Below are 15,500 nucleotides of genomic sequence, written 5' to 3'. Positions count from 1 at the left end.
AATATCAAGGCCGGTGTGCCCAAGCCTCTTCACTTAAGGATGCCCGAGATGGAACAGAAGAATATCAAGATCAACCAGATCGACGTCGCCAACGACAAGCCGTTCGTGCTGTTTGGTGGCATGAACGTGCTGGAATCCCGCGACATGGCGATGGCGGTGTGCGAGAAGTACGTGGAAGTGACCAGCAAGCTGGGCATTCCATTCGTGTTCAAGGCGAGCTGGGACAAGGCCAACCGCTCCTCCATCCACTCCTACCGCGGTCCGGGTCTGGAAGAGGGGATGAAGATCTTTGAGGAGCTGAAAGCGACCTTTGGCATGCCGGTCATCTCCGATCTGCACGAGCCGTGGCAGGCCAAACCGGTGGCCGAGGTAGTGGATGTCATCCAGCTGCCCGCCTTCCTGGCGCGCCAGACCGACCTGGTGGAGGCCATGGCCCGTACCGGCAACGTCATCAACATCAAGAAGCCGCAGTTCCTCAGCCCGAGCCAGATGAAGAACATCACCGACAAGTTCGAGGAGTGCGGCAACGATCGCCTGATCCTGTGCGAGCGCGGTGCCAACTTCGGTTACGACAACCTGGTGGTGGACATGCTGGGCTTGGGCGTGATGAAGAAGAGCACGGGCGGCTACCCGGTCATCTTCGACGTGACTCACTCCCTGCAGTGCCGCGATCCCATGGGCGCCGCATCCGGTGGTCGCCGCGAGCAGGTGACCGAGCTGGCCCGCGCCGGCATGGCGGTAGGTCTGGCGGGTCTGTTCATCGAATCCCACCCGGATCCGAAGGTGGCCCGCTGTGATGGCCCGAGCGCCCTGCCGCTGGAGAAGCTGGAAGGTTTCCTCAAGCAGATGAAGGCTATCGACGATCTGATCAAGGGTTTCGAGCCCCTCGATACCTCTGCCTGATACTGGCAATGGATAGCAAAAGGCCCCGCGATGCGGGGCCTTTTTGTTTGGCGAGTCTGGCTTGTGGCCATGAAAAACGGCCCCCGGGGGCCGTTTTTGAGGGCAGGCTGTGCAGCCCGCCGTCACGACAGAGTGTGGATCACAGGCTCTGGGTGAAGGTACGGGTTACCACGTCACGCTGCTGTTCCGGGGTCAGGGCGTTGAAGCGCACTGCGTAGCCGGACACACGGATGGTCAGCTGCGGGTATTTTTCCGGGTTGGCGATGGCGTCTTCCAGGGTTTCGCGACGCAGCACGTTGACGTTCAGGTGCTGGCCACCTTCAACGGCCGGCTCGGCCTGAACCGGCAGCTCGCGGTATTCGAACTGGCCCAGCTCGGCGATCTGGACTTCCTGATCGGCAGCGAAGGCATCGCCTTTGGCGCAGATGCAGCGAGCCTGTTGCTTCTCTTCGTCCAGCAGCCAGAAAGAGTTCAGCAGAGCGGTGTTGGCGGCCTGGGTGATTTGAATGCCTTTGATCATGGTATGACTCCTCAATGGGAAGCGGATCCGACTGTAAGGAAATTACCCTGATGTAGTTAAGCTACCGCGAATGTCGATGGCTTAAAGGGGCCTTGCCTTACACCTTTACTTTGATGGGGTCATATATACCATGGTGGGATTATTACGAAAATTGATCCAAATCAATAAAATCCCACTTAGCTTGCGCCAAGTAGGATTAAATTATTGAGTTGAATCAAAAATAGGTCATTTTTCTGATTTCGTAAGATATCCAAATCATACATCTTTTATCTATTTAATCTAGTAATTTAACTACATGTTTTATCTTGTTTTTAAGATAAACGGGTAGCCGGCAGATGACTGATGGAAAGGAAATTGACGGTGAAGGAAACGGTTGCAGTGCGCGACTCCATCTGCAGCGGTTACCAGGGAGAAAACCCGATATATCCTGATCGGGTGGGCCTGTGTGTGGTGGTGTCATGTGATCGCAGGCAAGTGATGCTGTCCATTATGCCTTGTCGCGGTTGCGTCTTGCGGGCTGGCCCCCTATCCTGAGCCCTTCGCCGTATCAAGTGAGGAGTTCGGGGTGCTGACCTGGAGTGATGTGATTGGCTCGGAAAAAGAGCAGGACTATTTCAAGAGTACGCTGGCGACGGTGCGCAGTGAGCGGGAAGCGGGCAAGGTGATCTATCCACCCGCTGCCGATGTCTTCAACGCGTTCAAGCTCACCGAACTGGATCAGGTCAAGGTGGTGATCCTGGGTCAGGATCCGTACCACGGCCCCAACCAGGCCCATGGTCTCTGTTTTTCCGTGCTGCCCGGGGTGCGCACCCCGCCCTCACTGGTCAACATCTATAAAGAGATGCAGCGGGATCTGCCAGGGTTTGTCACACCGGATCACGGCTTTCTCGAATCCTGGGCCAAACAGGGGGTGCTGCTGCTCAATACCGTGCTGACGGTGCAGGCCGGCCAGGCCCACTCCCACGCACATCTGGGCTGGGAAACCTTCACCGACCGGGTGATCGAGCAGATCAATGCCAGCTGTCAGGGCGTAGTCTTCCTGCTCTGGGGCGCCCATGCCCAGAAGAAGGGGCGTTTCATCGACCGGCAGCGCCATCACGTGCTGACCGCCCCCCATCCCAGCCCGCTTTCTGCCCACCGTGGCTTCATCGGTTGTGGCCATTTTTCCGAGACCAACCGGCTGCTGGAACAGCAGGGCAAACAGCCCATCCAATGGAATTCAGTCTGCGGCTGACTTGATTGAGTGCAAAGTTTGGCCGGCAGATGACCGTATACTCAGGGAAGTGACAGTTTATTTCAGCGAAGGAGTGCCTATGTTATCCAGTCTGCACAAGGATCATCTCAACATCGCCCGGCTACTTGGGCTGCTCAAGCACAAGCTGGCAGCCATTCAGGCCGAGCAGCCCATCAGCTACTTTCTGATCCGCGATGTCATCGACTATCTGCGGGAGGTGTCTGACAAGTACCATCACCCCAAGGAAGACATGATCTACGAGTACTACCTCAAATACCGGGTCGTGGAGGGGGAGGTCGCCAATCGTCTGCAGGAGGAGCACGCCAAGCTGCTGGAGGCGGGCACCGAACTCAAGGAGATGGTGGAGATGATCCTGATGGATGCGGTGATCCCGCTCGACCAGTTCACCGGCAAGCTGGAACGTTTCGTAGCGCTGCAGGAGGCGCACATGAACTACGAGGAGGGGGTGATCTTCCCCCTGCTGCGGGACACCCTGACCGAAGATGACTGGCGTCATCTGGAGCAAAACTGGCAGAACCGTGCCATCGGTGATCCCCTGTTCGGGGCCGAGGTGAGCCAGAACTTTCAGGCGCTGGCCCAGCGTCTCTCGCTGCCTCCGGTGAGCGTGTAATAAGGCCAGATTGCACCATCAACAAATAGATAAACGGCAAAAGGCCTCCATCCGGAGGCCTTTTCATATCTGGCAAACACCCTGCAGCTTGGCCATTTCGACTACCCATGTGCTAGCCGGGGGCGTCTTTCTCGGGGCCGGATTGCGGGGGAGGGACAGGTTTGTCGATATTGGTGCGGGGTCAGGCCGAACTCCTGCTTGAAGCGGGCGGCGAAGCGACTGGGGGAGTCGTAGCCGCAGGCGAGGGCAACCTCCAGCGGGGTGAGGGATTGCTGCAGCAAGGTGAGGGCATGGCTCATGCGCACCTGGGCCAGCAGTTGGCGAAAACTGCGACCTTCACTGGCCAGCTTGCGCACCAGGGAGGCACGGCTCATGGCGAAGTGGGGAGCAACCCCCTCCAGGGTATGGTCGGCGCCGGGCTCCACGCCGAGATAGCGGGCCAGCCGCTCCCCCAGCGTCATGGTGCGGGCCGGATAGAGCAGATCGAGGGCCCGGGCGGCGTGCAGTTCGGCATAAAAGCCCTGTAGCAGCTCGGCCTGGGTTGCCTCGCTCACTCCCCGCTCGGCCATGGTGGTGACCAGCTCGAAGCAAAATGCCAGCCCGGGGGTCACCTTTACCCTGGGTTCTCGCTGCCCCTTTGGAGCCGCGGCGGTGGCCGATAGCCAGGCATCGGGCGGCGGCGCCAGCAGGGTCAGGGCATGGGAGCGGAATGTGCCCTGCTCCGGCTGGTTGACGAAGGTGAGCTGGTGGCCCGCTGGGATCAGCAGCCAGCTCTCCCTGTCAAACGTCAGGCGCCGCTCTTTCCACCACAGCTGTTTGTGCCCCTGTTTCACCCAGATGAGGGTTGGGGCATAGATGAGCACCCGGTGCAGGGGCTGCTGGCGGATCCCGAGGTAGTGGTGCTGTTGCAGCAGCGGCGTGCTCATCCGGCGGGCTCCTAGTGGGTGACGAAGGTGGCGGTCAGGGTAGCCTTGCCAAGGGCCATGGCGTTGAGCATGTAGCCTACCATGGCGGGCGGGGTATCCGCCTTCACCTCCAGATCCTGGGGCAGGGCCCAGGCGGTGAACTGGTAGCGGTGCATGCCGTGACCTGCGGGCGGGCAGGGGCCGCCGTAGCCCTGGCTGCCGAAGTCGGTTCTCAGCTCCAGCCCCTGCTTGAGCTTGCCGGAGGCGTTGGTCGGCAGCTCGCTCTGGCTGGCCGGCAGATTGACCACCAGCCAGTGCCACCAGCCGCTGCCGGTGGGGGCATCCGGATCATAGGCCGTAATGGCGATACTCTTGGTGCCGGCGGGCAGCTCCTGCCAGCTCAGCTGGGGCGAGCGGTTCTCGCCGCTGCAACCAAAGCCGTTGAAGCTGAACGCCTTGTCCATCGGCTGGCCTTCGCGGATGTCGGTGCTGCTCAGGGTCATGGCGCTGGCAGGCAGTGCGGCCAGACAGAACAGGGGCAGCAAAGCGGAACGCAGGGGTAATCTCATAAGGTGACTCCTCGTGTGGTAACGGGTTCACTTTAGCCAAACAGGGATAAATGGAAGTCACGTAACGGCTCAATGAGGCGTTCTCCAGGCCATTATATGAGTCGATATGTTGTTTGTGAGATTGATGAGGGGAAAGAGAGAGATAAAAAAACCGGCATCCAGGATGCCGGTTTTTATGTGCCGAGAGGGCGGGCGACTTAGCGCAGGATCATCTCGTCACGACCCGGGCCGACGGAAACCATCGGAACCGGTACGCCGAGCAGCTCTTCGATGCGCAGCACGTACTGCTGGGCAGCGCGCGGCAGCTCTTCGAAAGTGCGGCAGCCGCTGATGTCTTCGCTCCAGCTTTCCATCTGCTCGTAGACGGGCTTGAGGGCGGCAGTTTGCGGCCAAATCGGGTTTTCGGTGTGGGCACCTTCGTAGGCCACGCAGATCTTCAGATCCGGCAGACCGGTCAGGCAGTCCAGCTTGGTCAGGGCCACTTCGGTGGCAGCCTGCAGCTCGACACCGTTCTTGGTGGCCACGGCGTCGAAGTAGCCGACGTCACGGGGACGGCCGGTGGTCGCGCCGAACTCGTTGGTGATCTTGCGGAACTCGTCTTGGTTCTCCATGGCGGTCAGCAGGGTGCCGGTACCGACGGAGGAGCTGAATGCCTTGGCCACGGCGATGACGCGCTCCGGGCGCAGACCCGGCAGGCCGCCACCGATGCCGGCGTAGGCGCCGGAAACGTGGGAGGAGGTGACCCAGGGGTATTCGCCGTAGATGAGGTCACGGCCGGCGCCCAGCTGTGCTTCGAACAGCAGGGTCTTGCCTTCGGCCTGCAGGGCCTTGAGCGGCATGCTGACGTTGCAAACGGCGTCGATCCAGGAGGCGGAGACTTCCAGCAGCCAGTCGGCCATTTCCTGGGCGGTCTGGGCAAATTCGAAGTCCGGATAGAGGGCCTTCATCTGCGGCAGTTTCCAGTCCAGCATGAACTGGATGCGCTCGACCAGCACGTCCGGCTGTTTCAGCCAGCCAACCAGGATCGCTTTTTTCATGACGCGATCGCCGTAGGCGGGGGCAATGCCCTGACGGGTGGAGCCATAGGCGCCGTCACCCAGACGCTGCTCTTCCAGGGTATCTTCCAGTGCGTGCAGCGGCAGGCACAGGGTGGCGCGGTCAGAGATGGCCAGCTTGGGAGTAATGCCGGAGGCTTTCACTTCGTCGAGTTCGACGGTGAGCTTCTCGGGGCTGATCACCATGCCCGGGCCGAGCACGACCAGGCAATCCGGGTTGAACACGCCACTTGGGACTTGGTGCAGCTTGAAGGTGCCAAGATCGTTGACCACGGTGTGGCCGGCGTTGTTGCCGCCCTGGAAGCGAATGCTGGCACCGGCTTGACCTGCCAGATAATCCACGATGCGGCCCTTGCCTTCATCACCCCAGTTGGCACCTACGACTACGATAGACGACATGACTCTTTCTCCTAAGACGTTAGGCATCCATCCTAGGAGCCTGATGTGGATTAGAAAAATTAATTATCTTTATAATTCCGATAATAAAACCATATAATTGTGGCCATTTTAGCGGCAACCTCTCCCGCTGTTGCCGTGCAAAACCCCGCAAGACGGGAGTGGAGGAGCCACATGCTGGATATTCACTGGCTGCAAACCTTTGTCACCCTGGCCCGGTTGCAGCACTTTGGCCAGACCGCCACCGAGCTGCACATGACCCAGCCCAACGTCAGCCTGCACATCAAGCGGCTGGAGCAGGCGACCCGGGTACGACTCATCGAGCGCAGCCCGTTTCGCCTGACCCAGGCGGGGGAGCGACTGCTGCAAAGCGCCGAGCGTGCCATCGCCGAGTTGCAGCTGTGCCAGTCCGATCTCAATGCGCTCAATCAGTTAAGCCAGGGGACGCTCGCCATCGCCGCCAGCGACATCATTTCCCGCCTGTTGCTGATCCAGCCGTTTCAGCGCTTCAAACGGGAGTTTCCCGGCATCGACCTCACCCTGTTCAACACAACTTCGGATCAGGCGGCGGAGCTGGTCAAGGCGGGCAAGGCGGATCTCGGCTTCGTGATGGCGCAAAAGCGCAGCGAGCCGCTCTTCTATACCGAGCTGCAACAGGTGACCTGGTGCGCCCTGGGTCACGGGCTGGCCCGCTGGCAGGCGCGGGCGCAGGTCGGAGCAGGGGGGGATGAGAGAAAGAGCGATCCCCTCGACGAGCCGACCCTGATCCTGCTGGGGCACGATACCCGCACCAGGGCGCTTATCGACCCCTCCCTGCCGCTGCTGGGGTTGCCCCCCTGTCGCATCATGGAGGTTGGCAGCGTGGATGCCCAGCTGGATTGGGCCGAGGCTGGGTTTGGCGTGGCCATAGTGCCCGACTTCTCGCTGCACCCCAGGCTCAACCTGACCGCTCCCGTCAGCAGCCTGACTGATTTTCCCGGTACCAGCCTGGGGTACGTGGTGCGCCAGAACCAGGTGCTGTCACGGGCCATCAAGCAGTTGCTGGTCTGGGTGGAGGAGGAGATCCAAAAACCCAACCCCTATCTGGCGCGGGAGGCCGCGCAGTGATCAGAACGTCATAAAAGTGAAAGGGGCAGCTGCGGCTGCCCCTTTGATTTTATTGAATTTGCCCGTTTCAGGGCTGCGACGGCGCCGTGTCGCCGGCGGCCGCTTCCGGCACAGATTTATCTGCTGGAGTCGTCCCTTGGGCCGTGCTGGTGGTTGCTTGCGCCCTGTTATCCGGCGTGACGGCCTCTGACGGCGTCGCTGCCGACACCGTATCCGGAGCCTCGGTATTCGGTGCTGCCGCGTCCGGGGTAGTTCGGGTAGGTGAGGTGTCGCTGGCGGGTTCGGTGGCAACGGCGGCGCTGGCGACATTGCCTGCGTCGGCAGGGGGTTCTGTGGTGGCCGGTTCGGGAGTATCCCTTTCCGGGGCATCCTGCACCGAATCATCCTGCATCAGCAGCTCAGGGGCCAGCGGCAGGGGCTCGGGCGCCTGATCCGACATGCCGGCATGGAGGGGCAGCTCGGTCTGCGCCTGCAGACGCTCCACGGTAATCTTGCTCAAGGCCGGGTGCAGCCGACTGAACTGCTTGACCCGTGCCAGCAGGGTGTCACGCACGGTGCGCACTATGGGATCCGGCAGGCTAGCCAGCGCCACCAGTTCGGCGCTCATGCCGATGTTGTTGATGGCGGTGATCTGCCCCGGATAAAGGTTGGCAGCGATGCGGCTGCGCTGGTAGTAGGGATGCTCCTTGAGCAGGCGATCGATCTGATCCCCCTCAATGGGGATGAGGCGCACCTTGCAGCGGCCGGCCAGATCGCCGATCGCCAGACTGGGGTGCCCGGCGACGATAAAGGCGGCATCCAGACTGCCATCGCACAACCCCTCCAGCGGATCCCGGCCCGGGGTGAGCTGATAGGTGGCAAACTGGCCGGAGTGCCACCCCATGGCGTTCATCAGGGCCTGGCTGGTAGTGGGCTCGCCGGCGCCGGGTTCACCCGGATAGACCCGCTTTCCTTCGATATCCGCCAGGGTGGTGATGCCGCTGGTGGGGCTGGCCAGCAGGGTCAGCGACTCCTGATAGAGGCGAAACAGACTGCGCAGTTTGTGGTTGGCGCCTTGTCCGCTGAAAGGTCCGGTGCCGTGCAAGGCGTGGTGGAGGATATCGGACTGCACCAGCGCCAGCTGCACGTCCCCCTCTTCCAGCGCCTTCAGGTTGGCCAGAGAGCCGTGGGTACTCTGTACCGTGCAGCGATCGCCGCGCAGGGCATGGTCTGCATTGAGCACCCGACAGATGGCGCCTCCGGTGGGGTAGTAGACGCCATTGACCGGCCCGGTACCTATAGTCAGCGCCTGGCTGGTGACAGGTAGCAGGGCGCAGAGGGGGAGCAGAAGGTGACGCAAGATCCGTAAATGCATAGTTGACCGTCAACTGGGGAGTGGGATGAAAGGGATGGGCCATGCCCATCCCGCTTGCTGGGGTATCAGGCTTTGCCGCGACTCAGGATCGCTTTTTCCATTCGGGCCAGCGCCTTGGTCAGGGTGGCACGGGTACAGCCGAAGTTGAGACGCACGAACTGGCCGTCGCCAAACTGGGCGCCCGGCGAGAGTCCGACCCCGGCCTGCTCGAAGAAGGCGATGGGATCATCGAGCCCAAGGCCACTGACGTCGAGCCAGGCCAGATAGGTGGCCTGATGGTTCGCCAGGGTGACACCGGGCCAGCGGGCGACGGCCTGTTCGATCAATGCCAGGTTGGCGGCCAGATACTCGATCTGCTCGCTGAGCCACTGCTCACCGCCCTCGTAGGCGGCCTCGGCTGCCACGAAGCCCAGCAGGTTCACGTCGGCGCTGATGCCGCGCATCGCCTGCTGCAGCTTGAGGCGCAGACGGGCATTGGGCACCACAGCAAACGAACAGCACAGACCCGCGATATTGAAGGTCTTGCTCGGGGCCATCATCACGGCCGAGCGTTCGGCGGCGTCCGGGCTGATGGCGCCGTAGGGGATGTGGCGGGCGTTTTTATCCAGCAGCAGGTCGCAGTGGATCTCATCGGAGCAGATCACCAGATTGTGGCGCGCGGCGATGGCGTCGATGGCCAGCAGCTCTTCGCGGGTGAAGACGGTGCCCCCCGGGTTGTGGGGGTTGCACAGCAGCAGCAGATCGGCGGAGGGGGCCTGACGCTCCAGCTCTTCCAGATCCAGTACCCAGCGGCCTGCCTCTTCCACCATGGGCACGGTGAGCAGGGGGCGGTCATTGAAACCGGGGGCCTGCAGGAAGGGGTAGTAGACCGGCTTGGGGGTGATGATGCCGCGGCCATGCTGGCTCCAGGCCTTACAGGCGAGGTTCAGCCCCGGCACCACGCCGGGCAGGAACACCAGCCACTCTGGCTGTATGGTCCAGCCGTAGCGGGTTGCCAGACGTTCGATGATGAGTTCGAGCAGGCGGGGCGAGGGGCGTGAATAGCCGAAAATGCCGTGGGCGACGCGCCGGGTGAGCGCCTCGATGACGGCGGGAGGGGCGGAAAAATCGGTGTCGGCAACCCACATGGGCAGCACGTCCTGACCCTTGTACTTGTCCCATTTCAGGCTCATGGTGCCACTGCGGTCTATTTCCCGATCAAAATCAAACATGCGAACTCCTTGTGCTGGCCGGATGGGCTTTCACTCTACGGGGTCGCGGCCTTGCTCGCAAGGCACAAGCGGCGGGAGGCAAGCCTTGAGCCGGTTGTTGATAATGGCATAAGATGACTGGCGTTATTTTGAACGGCGATAGTCGTGAATCCCTTCCTTACATTCTCCAGCCAGTGGTAATGCTATGAGCTTGTCGATAGCGGCGGTTAAGCGCCCGGATCCCGTTTCCCTCTCGTTTCTGGCCGTGACCTTCATGACCGGGGTTGCCGTCGCCCTGCAGGTGCCGACCCTGAGCCTGTTTCTGGCCGAAGAGGTACAGGTGCGCCCGTTTCTGGTGGGGGCGTTCTACACCATCAATGCGGTGATCGGCATCCTCATCAGCCAGTGGCTCGGCCATCGCTCCGACAACAGGGGGGATCGCAAGCAGCTGATCCTGCGCTGCTGCTTTGCCGGGGTGGCGCTCTCTTTGCTGTTTGCCTGGAACCGCAACTACTGGCTGCTGGTGAGCCTGGGGGTACTGCTCGCCAGTCTGGCCGCCACCGCCAGTCCCCAGCTGTTTGCCCTGGCGCGGGAGTATTCCGACAGCCGCAACAAGCGGGCCGACATGTTCAGCTCGGTGATGCGGGCCCAGTTTTCCCTGGCCTGGGTGATAGGGCCGCCCATCGCCTTTGCCCTGGCCATCGGCTATGGCTTTGAACTGATGTACCTCGCCTCCGCCCTGGCCTATCTGCTCTGTGCCCTGGTGGTGTGGCGCTGGCTCCCCTCACTGCCCCTGCCTGCCGCGAGCAGTGACCAGGAGCGGGTGAGCAGCTGGCGGGATCCGGCAGTGCGCGCGCTCTTCATCGCCTCTACCCTGATGTGGACCTGTAACAGCATGTACCTCATCAACATGCCGCTCTACATCACCCGGGAGCTGGGGCTGGACGAGAAGCTGGCCGGCATCCTGATGGGCACGGCGGCGGCGCTCGAAATTCCCTTCATGTTGCTGGCGGGTTACTACACGACGCGACTGGGCAAGCGCCCCATGATGCTGCTGGCGGTAATGGCTGGCGTCGCTTTTTACGGTGGACTGGTGACCCTGTCCGGTCAGTACGCCCTGATCGCGCTGCAGCTGTTCAACGCCATCTTCATCGGGATCGTCGCCGGGATCGGTATGTCCTACTTTCAGGATCTGATGCCGGGGCGGGCGGGGGTGGCGACCACCCTGTTTGCCAACAGCATCCGGACCGGCTCCATCATGGCGGGGGCCATCGCTGGTACGGTGGCGGAGCTGTGGGGTTTTCACGCCGTCTTCATGGTGGCGCTGGGATTGGCGCTGGTGGCACTTGCCGCCTGCTGGCGGGTACCCGAGGTCTGAGGGTTCAGCCCTCTTGCCGGGTGTCGCTCTGGTATTCACTGCGCAGGCAGCGCAGCAGCAACTCGGTGGCGGGGCCCAGTGAGTCGGGAGAGAGGGTCAGCAGATAGGTATAAAGATGGCGCTCGCCGCCATTTTCCAGATCCAGCTGTACCAGGGATCCTTCGCTTAGTTCGCGTTCCACCAGATGGCGCGGCAGCCAGGCATAGCCCAATCCCTGATGTAGCATGGCGATCACCTCGTGGTAGTGGGTCGCATTCCAGCCGGTATCGTCGGCATCATTCCAGTCCACCGAGCGGTGAATGGGCGGATGCAGGCTGATCCGGTTATGACCGGTCAGGGCATCGTTGCCCAGTGGTTGTGGCAGCGTGGCCAGGGGGTGATGGGCGGCGCACAGAGGTAGCAGGCAGATCTCATCGAGCAGCAGACCGGTGCGATCGCCGGGCAGGTGCTCCGAAATCATCAGATCGCCGGGTTGCAACGCATTGAAGTGACAGTGAATACGCTCATGCAGGTTGACGCGGCAGCCGCGGCTGCGGGGGTAGAAGTGGGCCAGAGCCCGGTAGAGCCGCTCCCTTGGCTGCAGCGCCGAGACGTAGAGGTTGATCTGCGGCTCCCACTGGCGCTCCAGGTTATTGGCCAGGTTCTCCAGCTCCTCCACCTGCTGGCTCAGCTGGCGGGCACGCTTGAGGAAGATCTCCCCCGCCGCGGTCAGCACTGCCTTGCGCCCGCGCACCTCCAGCAAGGGCACCCCCAGACTCTGTTGCAGCTTGGCGACTGCATGGTTGAGGGAGGACTGGCTCTTGTTCAGGGCTTCTGCGGCCTGGGCGTAACCACCACAATCGACCACTGCCTGAAAGATCCGCCATTGCTCAAAGGTGCTTTTGGGACGAAACATAGTTCAACCTGGTTGGGATGGAGTTGCCGGGGAAATCACACAGGGGGCCGTAACCCCCTATGGAATTTAACCCCTACAACAAGTATGGCTCCGGATATTGTATTGATTTATTTGGGTTGGGCCACGAAGGTCTGGCCGGTTTGACCACGGCTGTCCGGCCCCATCAGGTAAAGATAGAGCGGCATCAGGTCGGCCGGGGTCTTGAGGGTCTGCGGATCTTCCGCCGGGAAGGCGCTGGCTCGCATCCTGGTGCGGGAGCCGCCCGGGTTGAGGCTGTTGACCCGTACCTTGGTGTTTTCCAGCTCGTCCGCCAGCACCTCCATCATGCCCTCGACGGCGAACTTGGAGATGGCGTAGGTGCCCCAGTAGGCTCGTCCCTTGCGCCCCACGCTGGAGGAGGTGTAGACGATGGAGGCATCGCCGTGCTCCTTGGCGGTCTGGCGAATGAGGGGCAGCAGCGCCTGGGTCAGCAGGAATTCGGATTTGACGTTGACCTGCATCACCTCGTCCCACTCCTTCTCCTGGATGTGTTCGAACGGTGACAGGGTTCCCAGCAGGCCGGCGTTGAACAGCACGCCATCAAGGCGACCAAACTGCTGGGCAAAGGTCTCGGCCATGCCGCGATAGTGGGCGGCGGTGGCCCCTTTCAGATCCACCGGGACGATGGCGGGCAGGGGATAACCGGCGGCTTCAATCTGGTCATACACGGCCTCGAGTTTGGCGCTGGTGCGGCCGAGCAGGATCACGGTGGCGCCGTGAGCGGCGTAGGTGAGGGCCGCCTCGCGGCCGATCCCGTCTCCGGCACCGGTGACCAGAATGACCCTGTCCTTGAGCAGATCGCGGGGCGCCTGATAATCGAGCATGACAACTCCTGTTAACAAATTCTGGGCATAAGTGCATGGCAATCGGGGGCAAGTGTACTGATCCGGGCGCCTGTTTGGCCAGTCGATGACAAGAAAAATGTGAAGAAAATAGAGAGGTTGTGTTGGTCAAGTTGGTTTTTTGACGCGCTGGCCCAGAGTTTTTGCGCCGCTCTCGCAAACTCCCTAGAATGTGACAAAACCGATCCCTTCTGGAGTCCACAGTGACATTTTTGACCGAATACGGCCTGTTTCTGGCCAAGACAGTGACCTTCTTGCTGGCCATCGGTGCCATCATCCTGATGATCGTTGCCAGCCGTCAGCCCAAGGCTCGCAAGGGAGAGCTGGAGGTGACCGATCTCTCCGCCGAGCTGGAGCGTGGGCGTTTTCAGCTCAAGAGCGCCCTGGCCGGCAAGGCGGAGCGCAAGTTGCTGGAGAAGCAGCAGAAAGAGGAGCAGAAGCAGCGTGCCAAGGCTGGCGATGAGCGTAGCCGTCTGTTTGTGCTCGATTTCCATGGCAGCATGGATGCCAAGGAAGTCGCCTCCCTGCGTGAAGAGGTGAGTGCCGTGATTGGCGTGGCCCAGCCCGGTGACGAGGTGTTGCTGCGGCTCGAGTCCGGTGGCGGCGTGGTGCACGGGTATGGCCTTGCGGCCTCCCAGTTGCAGCGTCTGCGCGACAAGGGCATCAAGCTCACCGTGGCCATCGACAAGGTAGCAGCGAGTGGCGGCTACATGATGGCTTGCGTGGCGGATCAGATCCTGGCCGCTCCCTTTGCCATCGTCGGTTCCATCGGGGTGATCGCCCAGATGCCGAACTTCAACAAGCTGCTGAAAAAGCACGATATCGAATTCGAGATGCACACTGCGGGTCAATACAAGCGCACCATCACCATGTTCGGTGAGAATGACGATCTGGGGCGCGAGAAGTTTCGCGAGGAGCTGGCCGCCATCCACGAGCGCTTCAAGGCGTTCGTGGCCGAGCACAGACCCGCGCTCGAGATCGACAAGGTCACCACGGGCGAGCACTGGCTGGCGAGCCAGGCCAAGGGGCTGGGACTGGTGGATTCCCTCTGCACCAGCGATGACTATCTGCTGGTGCAGGCCGGTCACCACAAGGTGGTGGGCATTCGCTATCGCAAGCCCAAGAGCCTGACCCAGAAACTGGGTCAGCAAGGCGCGCAGGCGCTGGAAGCGGGCCTCGGCCGCCTGTGGCAGCAGAGTCCCTGGCGCTAGCTCGGGTGCTTTGCGTGTGCGTCTGAGGGGCGGACACGCGGACCAATCAGCAGGCCAGTCGGAGAGATCCGGCTGGCCTCTCTTTTTATTGAGGGAAAGCTGGGAATGAAGTTGCCTCTATTGAATCCCATCACTACAACTGATCGCTTTCCCCTCTTCATCGTTGCCCCCGTGGGGCTGGGAGCATAGGCCATGCAATGGAGCACCTTAAGGCAATTTACCCCTCTGGTCTGGATCGTCATCCTGGGTACCTTCATGGTACGTACCAGCTACTACATGGTTTGGCCGTTTCTCTCCATCCTGCTCTATCGGGACTATGGGCTGTCGGCCACCCTGATAGGTTTGCTGCTGGGGGGCTCGATGGCGCTCTCCACCCTGGTCAGCTTCTACGGTGGCTGGCTCTCTGATCGCTTCGGGCGTCGCAGCATACTGCTGGCGGGTTGTCTGGTAGCGATGAGCTGCTTCGGGTTGCTCGGCTTCTCCCACGCCGTCTTCTGGCTCGGTGTCGGGGTGATGGGCAGTGGTCTGGCATCAGGGCTCATCGATGCCCCCGGCAAGGCGCTGATGGCCGACAGTCTGGCCTCGGCCAAGGCGCGGGAACTGGCGCTGCATCTGCGCTACTTCCTGCTCAACCTGGGGGCGGCACTGGGGCCGCTCCTGGGGGTGACTCTCGGCATCAACGCCCAGCAGGAGACCTTCGTGGTGCTGTCGCTCAGTTATCTGCTGCTGGGGCTGGCCTTTGTCTGGGGCTTTCGTCAGGTGGCCACCACCGGCAAACGTAGCACCGGTGGTCCGGGTCTGCGCGATGCCATCAGGGTCTTGTTGGCGGATCGGGCCTTTTTGCTGCTGGTGATGGCCAACCTCCTGATGGTGCTCGTCTACTCCCAGTTTCACTCGCCACTGGTGCAGTATCTCACCCGTGCCGGCATGCCCGAGGTGGCGGAGCTGGTGGCCCTGCTGGTGACCACCAATGCCTTGACCGTGGTGGTGCTGCAGTTCCCGCTGCTGCGGCTGCTCTCGCGCTGGCCAGTGCGGGTTCGGTTGCATATCGGCATGGCCCTGTTTCTTGCGGCCCAGCTGTTGTTTGCCATGGGGGATCCCCTGGTGCGCAGCCACTGGTTTGCGGCCGTGCTGCTGCTCAGTCTCGGTGAAACAATCCTGTTTCCGCTGCTCAACGTGCTGATCGATCAAATGGCGCCCGGCCACCTCAAGGGCAGTTACTTCGGGGCCAGTGCCCTGGTGGGGTTGGGCGGTGCGGCGGGGGCCTTGCT

15 protein-coding genes are annotated in these 15,500 nt (G+C 61.7%); 7 read left to right on the top strand and 8 right to left on the bottom strand.

Going from position 1 to position 15,500, the window contains the following annotated elements:
* The first annotated feature begins 48 nt into the window (after nt 1–48).
* On the top strand, nt 49–903 hold the full coding sequence (gene kdsA, locus BN1123_RS04695) for a 3-deoxy-8-phosphooctulonate synthase (RefSeq protein ID WP_042025631.1): 855 nt from the start codon (nt 49–51) through the stop codon (nt 901–903).
* 139 nt (nt 904–1,042) lie between these two features.
* Here kdsA and grcA read toward each other — a convergent pair whose 3' ends face one another.
* Nucleotides 1,043–1,423: an autonomous glycyl radical cofactor GrcA gene (grcA, locus tag BN1123_RS04690; RefSeq protein WP_042025630.1), complete on the bottom strand. Its 381-nt coding sequence runs from the start codon at nt 1,421–1,423 to the stop codon at nt 1,043–1,045.
* A gap of 565 nt (nt 1,424–1,988) precedes the next feature.
* Here grcA and ung point away from each other — a divergent pair.
* Both ung and BN1123_RS04680 read left to right on the top strand, forming a co-directional pair.
* The gene (gene ung / locus BN1123_RS04685) at nt 1,989–2,657 is read left to right on the top strand and encodes a uracil-DNA glycosylase (protein ID WP_042025629.1); all 669 of its coding nucleotides are present in this window, start codon (nt 1,989–1,991) and stop codon (nt 2,655–2,657) included.
* A gap of 79 nt (nt 2,658–2,736) precedes the next feature.
* Nucleotides 2,737–3,288 (top strand): hemerythrin domain-containing protein, encoded by a 552-nt coding sequence (locus tag BN1123_RS04680; RefSeq protein WP_042025628.1) that lies wholly within the window; start codon nt 2,737–2,739, stop codon nt 3,286–3,288.
* 101 nt (nt 3,289–3,389) lie between these two features.
* Here BN1123_RS04680 and BN1123_RS04675 read toward each other — a convergent pair whose 3' ends face one another.
* From BN1123_RS04675 to BN1123_RS04665, 3 genes are all read right to left on the bottom strand, one after another.
* Nucleotides 3,390–4,214: a helix-turn-helix transcriptional regulator gene (locus BN1123_RS04675; RefSeq protein ID WP_042025627.1), complete on the bottom strand. Its 825-nt coding sequence runs from the start codon at nt 4,212–4,214 to the stop codon at nt 3,390–3,392.
* Between the two features lie 11 nt (nt 4,215–4,225).
* Nucleotides 4,226–4,762, bottom strand: a complete 537-nt coding sequence (locus BN1123_RS04670; RefSeq protein WP_042025626.1) for a YbhB/YbcL family Raf kinase inhibitor-like protein — start codon at nt 4,760–4,762, stop codon at nt 4,226–4,228.
* A 197-nt stretch (nt 4,763–4,959) separates the two neighbouring features.
* Nucleotides 4,960–6,216: an adenylosuccinate synthetase gene (locus BN1123_RS04665; protein ID WP_042025625.1), complete on the bottom strand. Its 1,257-nt coding sequence runs from the start codon at nt 6,214–6,216 to the stop codon at nt 4,960–4,962.
* 171 nt (nt 6,217–6,387) lie between these two features.
* On the opposite strand from BN1123_RS04665, the gene BN1123_RS04660 reads away from it, so the two are divergent.
* On the top strand, nt 6,388–7,320 hold the full coding sequence (locus BN1123_RS04660; RefSeq protein ID WP_042025624.1) for a LysR family transcriptional regulator: 933 nt from the start codon (nt 6,388–6,390) through the stop codon (nt 7,318–7,320).
* A 67-nt stretch (nt 7,321–7,387) separates the two neighbouring features.
* On the opposite strand, the gene BN1123_RS04655 is transcribed toward BN1123_RS04660, so the two are convergent.
* Nucleotides 7,388–8,674 (bottom strand): TAXI family TRAP transporter solute-binding subunit, encoded by a 1,287-nt coding sequence (locus tag BN1123_RS04655; protein ID WP_082037471.1) that lies wholly within the window; start codon nt 8,672–8,674, stop codon nt 7,388–7,390.
* Between the two features lie 65 nt (nt 8,675–8,739).
* Complete coding sequence (locus BN1123_RS04650) at nt 8,740–9,885, bottom strand: MalY/PatB family protein (RefSeq protein WP_042025623.1); 1,146 nt, start codon at nt 9,883–9,885, stop codon at nt 8,740–8,742.
* 184 nt (nt 9,886–10,069) lie between these two features.
* Between BN1123_RS04650 and BN1123_RS04645 the strand changes: the two genes are divergently transcribed.
* On the top strand, nt 10,070–11,242 hold the full coding sequence (locus tag BN1123_RS04645) for an MFS transporter (RefSeq protein ID WP_042025622.1): 1,173 nt from the start codon (nt 10,070–10,072) through the stop codon (nt 11,240–11,242).
* Between the two features lie 4 nt (nt 11,243–11,246).
* Here BN1123_RS04645 and BN1123_RS04640 read toward each other — a convergent pair whose 3' ends face one another.
* Complete coding sequence (locus BN1123_RS04640) at nt 11,247–12,137, bottom strand: LysR family transcriptional regulator (RefSeq protein ID WP_042025621.1); 891 nt, start codon at nt 12,135–12,137, stop codon at nt 11,247–11,249.
* 107 nt (nt 12,138–12,244) lie between these two features.
* Nucleotides 12,245–13,000 carry a YciK family oxidoreductase gene (locus tag BN1123_RS04635; protein ID WP_042025620.1) on the bottom strand — a complete coding sequence of 252 codons (756 nt, stop codon included), beginning with the start codon at nt 12,998–13,000 and terminating at the stop codon, nt 12,245–12,247.
* A gap of 221 nt (nt 13,001–13,221) precedes the next feature.
* Between BN1123_RS04635 and sohB the strand changes: the two genes are divergently transcribed.
* Together sohB and BN1123_RS04625 are read left to right on the top strand one after the other, a co-directional pair.
* Nucleotides 13,222–14,229 (top strand): protease SohB, encoded by a 1,008-nt coding sequence (gene sohB / locus BN1123_RS04630; RefSeq protein ID WP_042025618.1) that lies wholly within the window; start codon nt 13,222–13,224, stop codon nt 14,227–14,229.
* 192 nt (nt 14,230–14,421) lie between these two features.
* Nucleotides 14,422–15,500: MFS transporter (locus BN1123_RS04625; RefSeq protein WP_042025617.1), on the top strand; the 1,079-nt coding region annotated here is incomplete at its 3' end.

It is taken from the genome of Aeromonas enteropelogenes (assembly GCF_000819845.1).
GTDB lineage: Bacteria > Pseudomonadota > Gammaproteobacteria > Enterobacterales > Aeromonadaceae > Aeromonas > Aeromonas enteropelogenes.
This window is presented reverse-complemented; position numbering and strand designations above follow the sequence as displayed.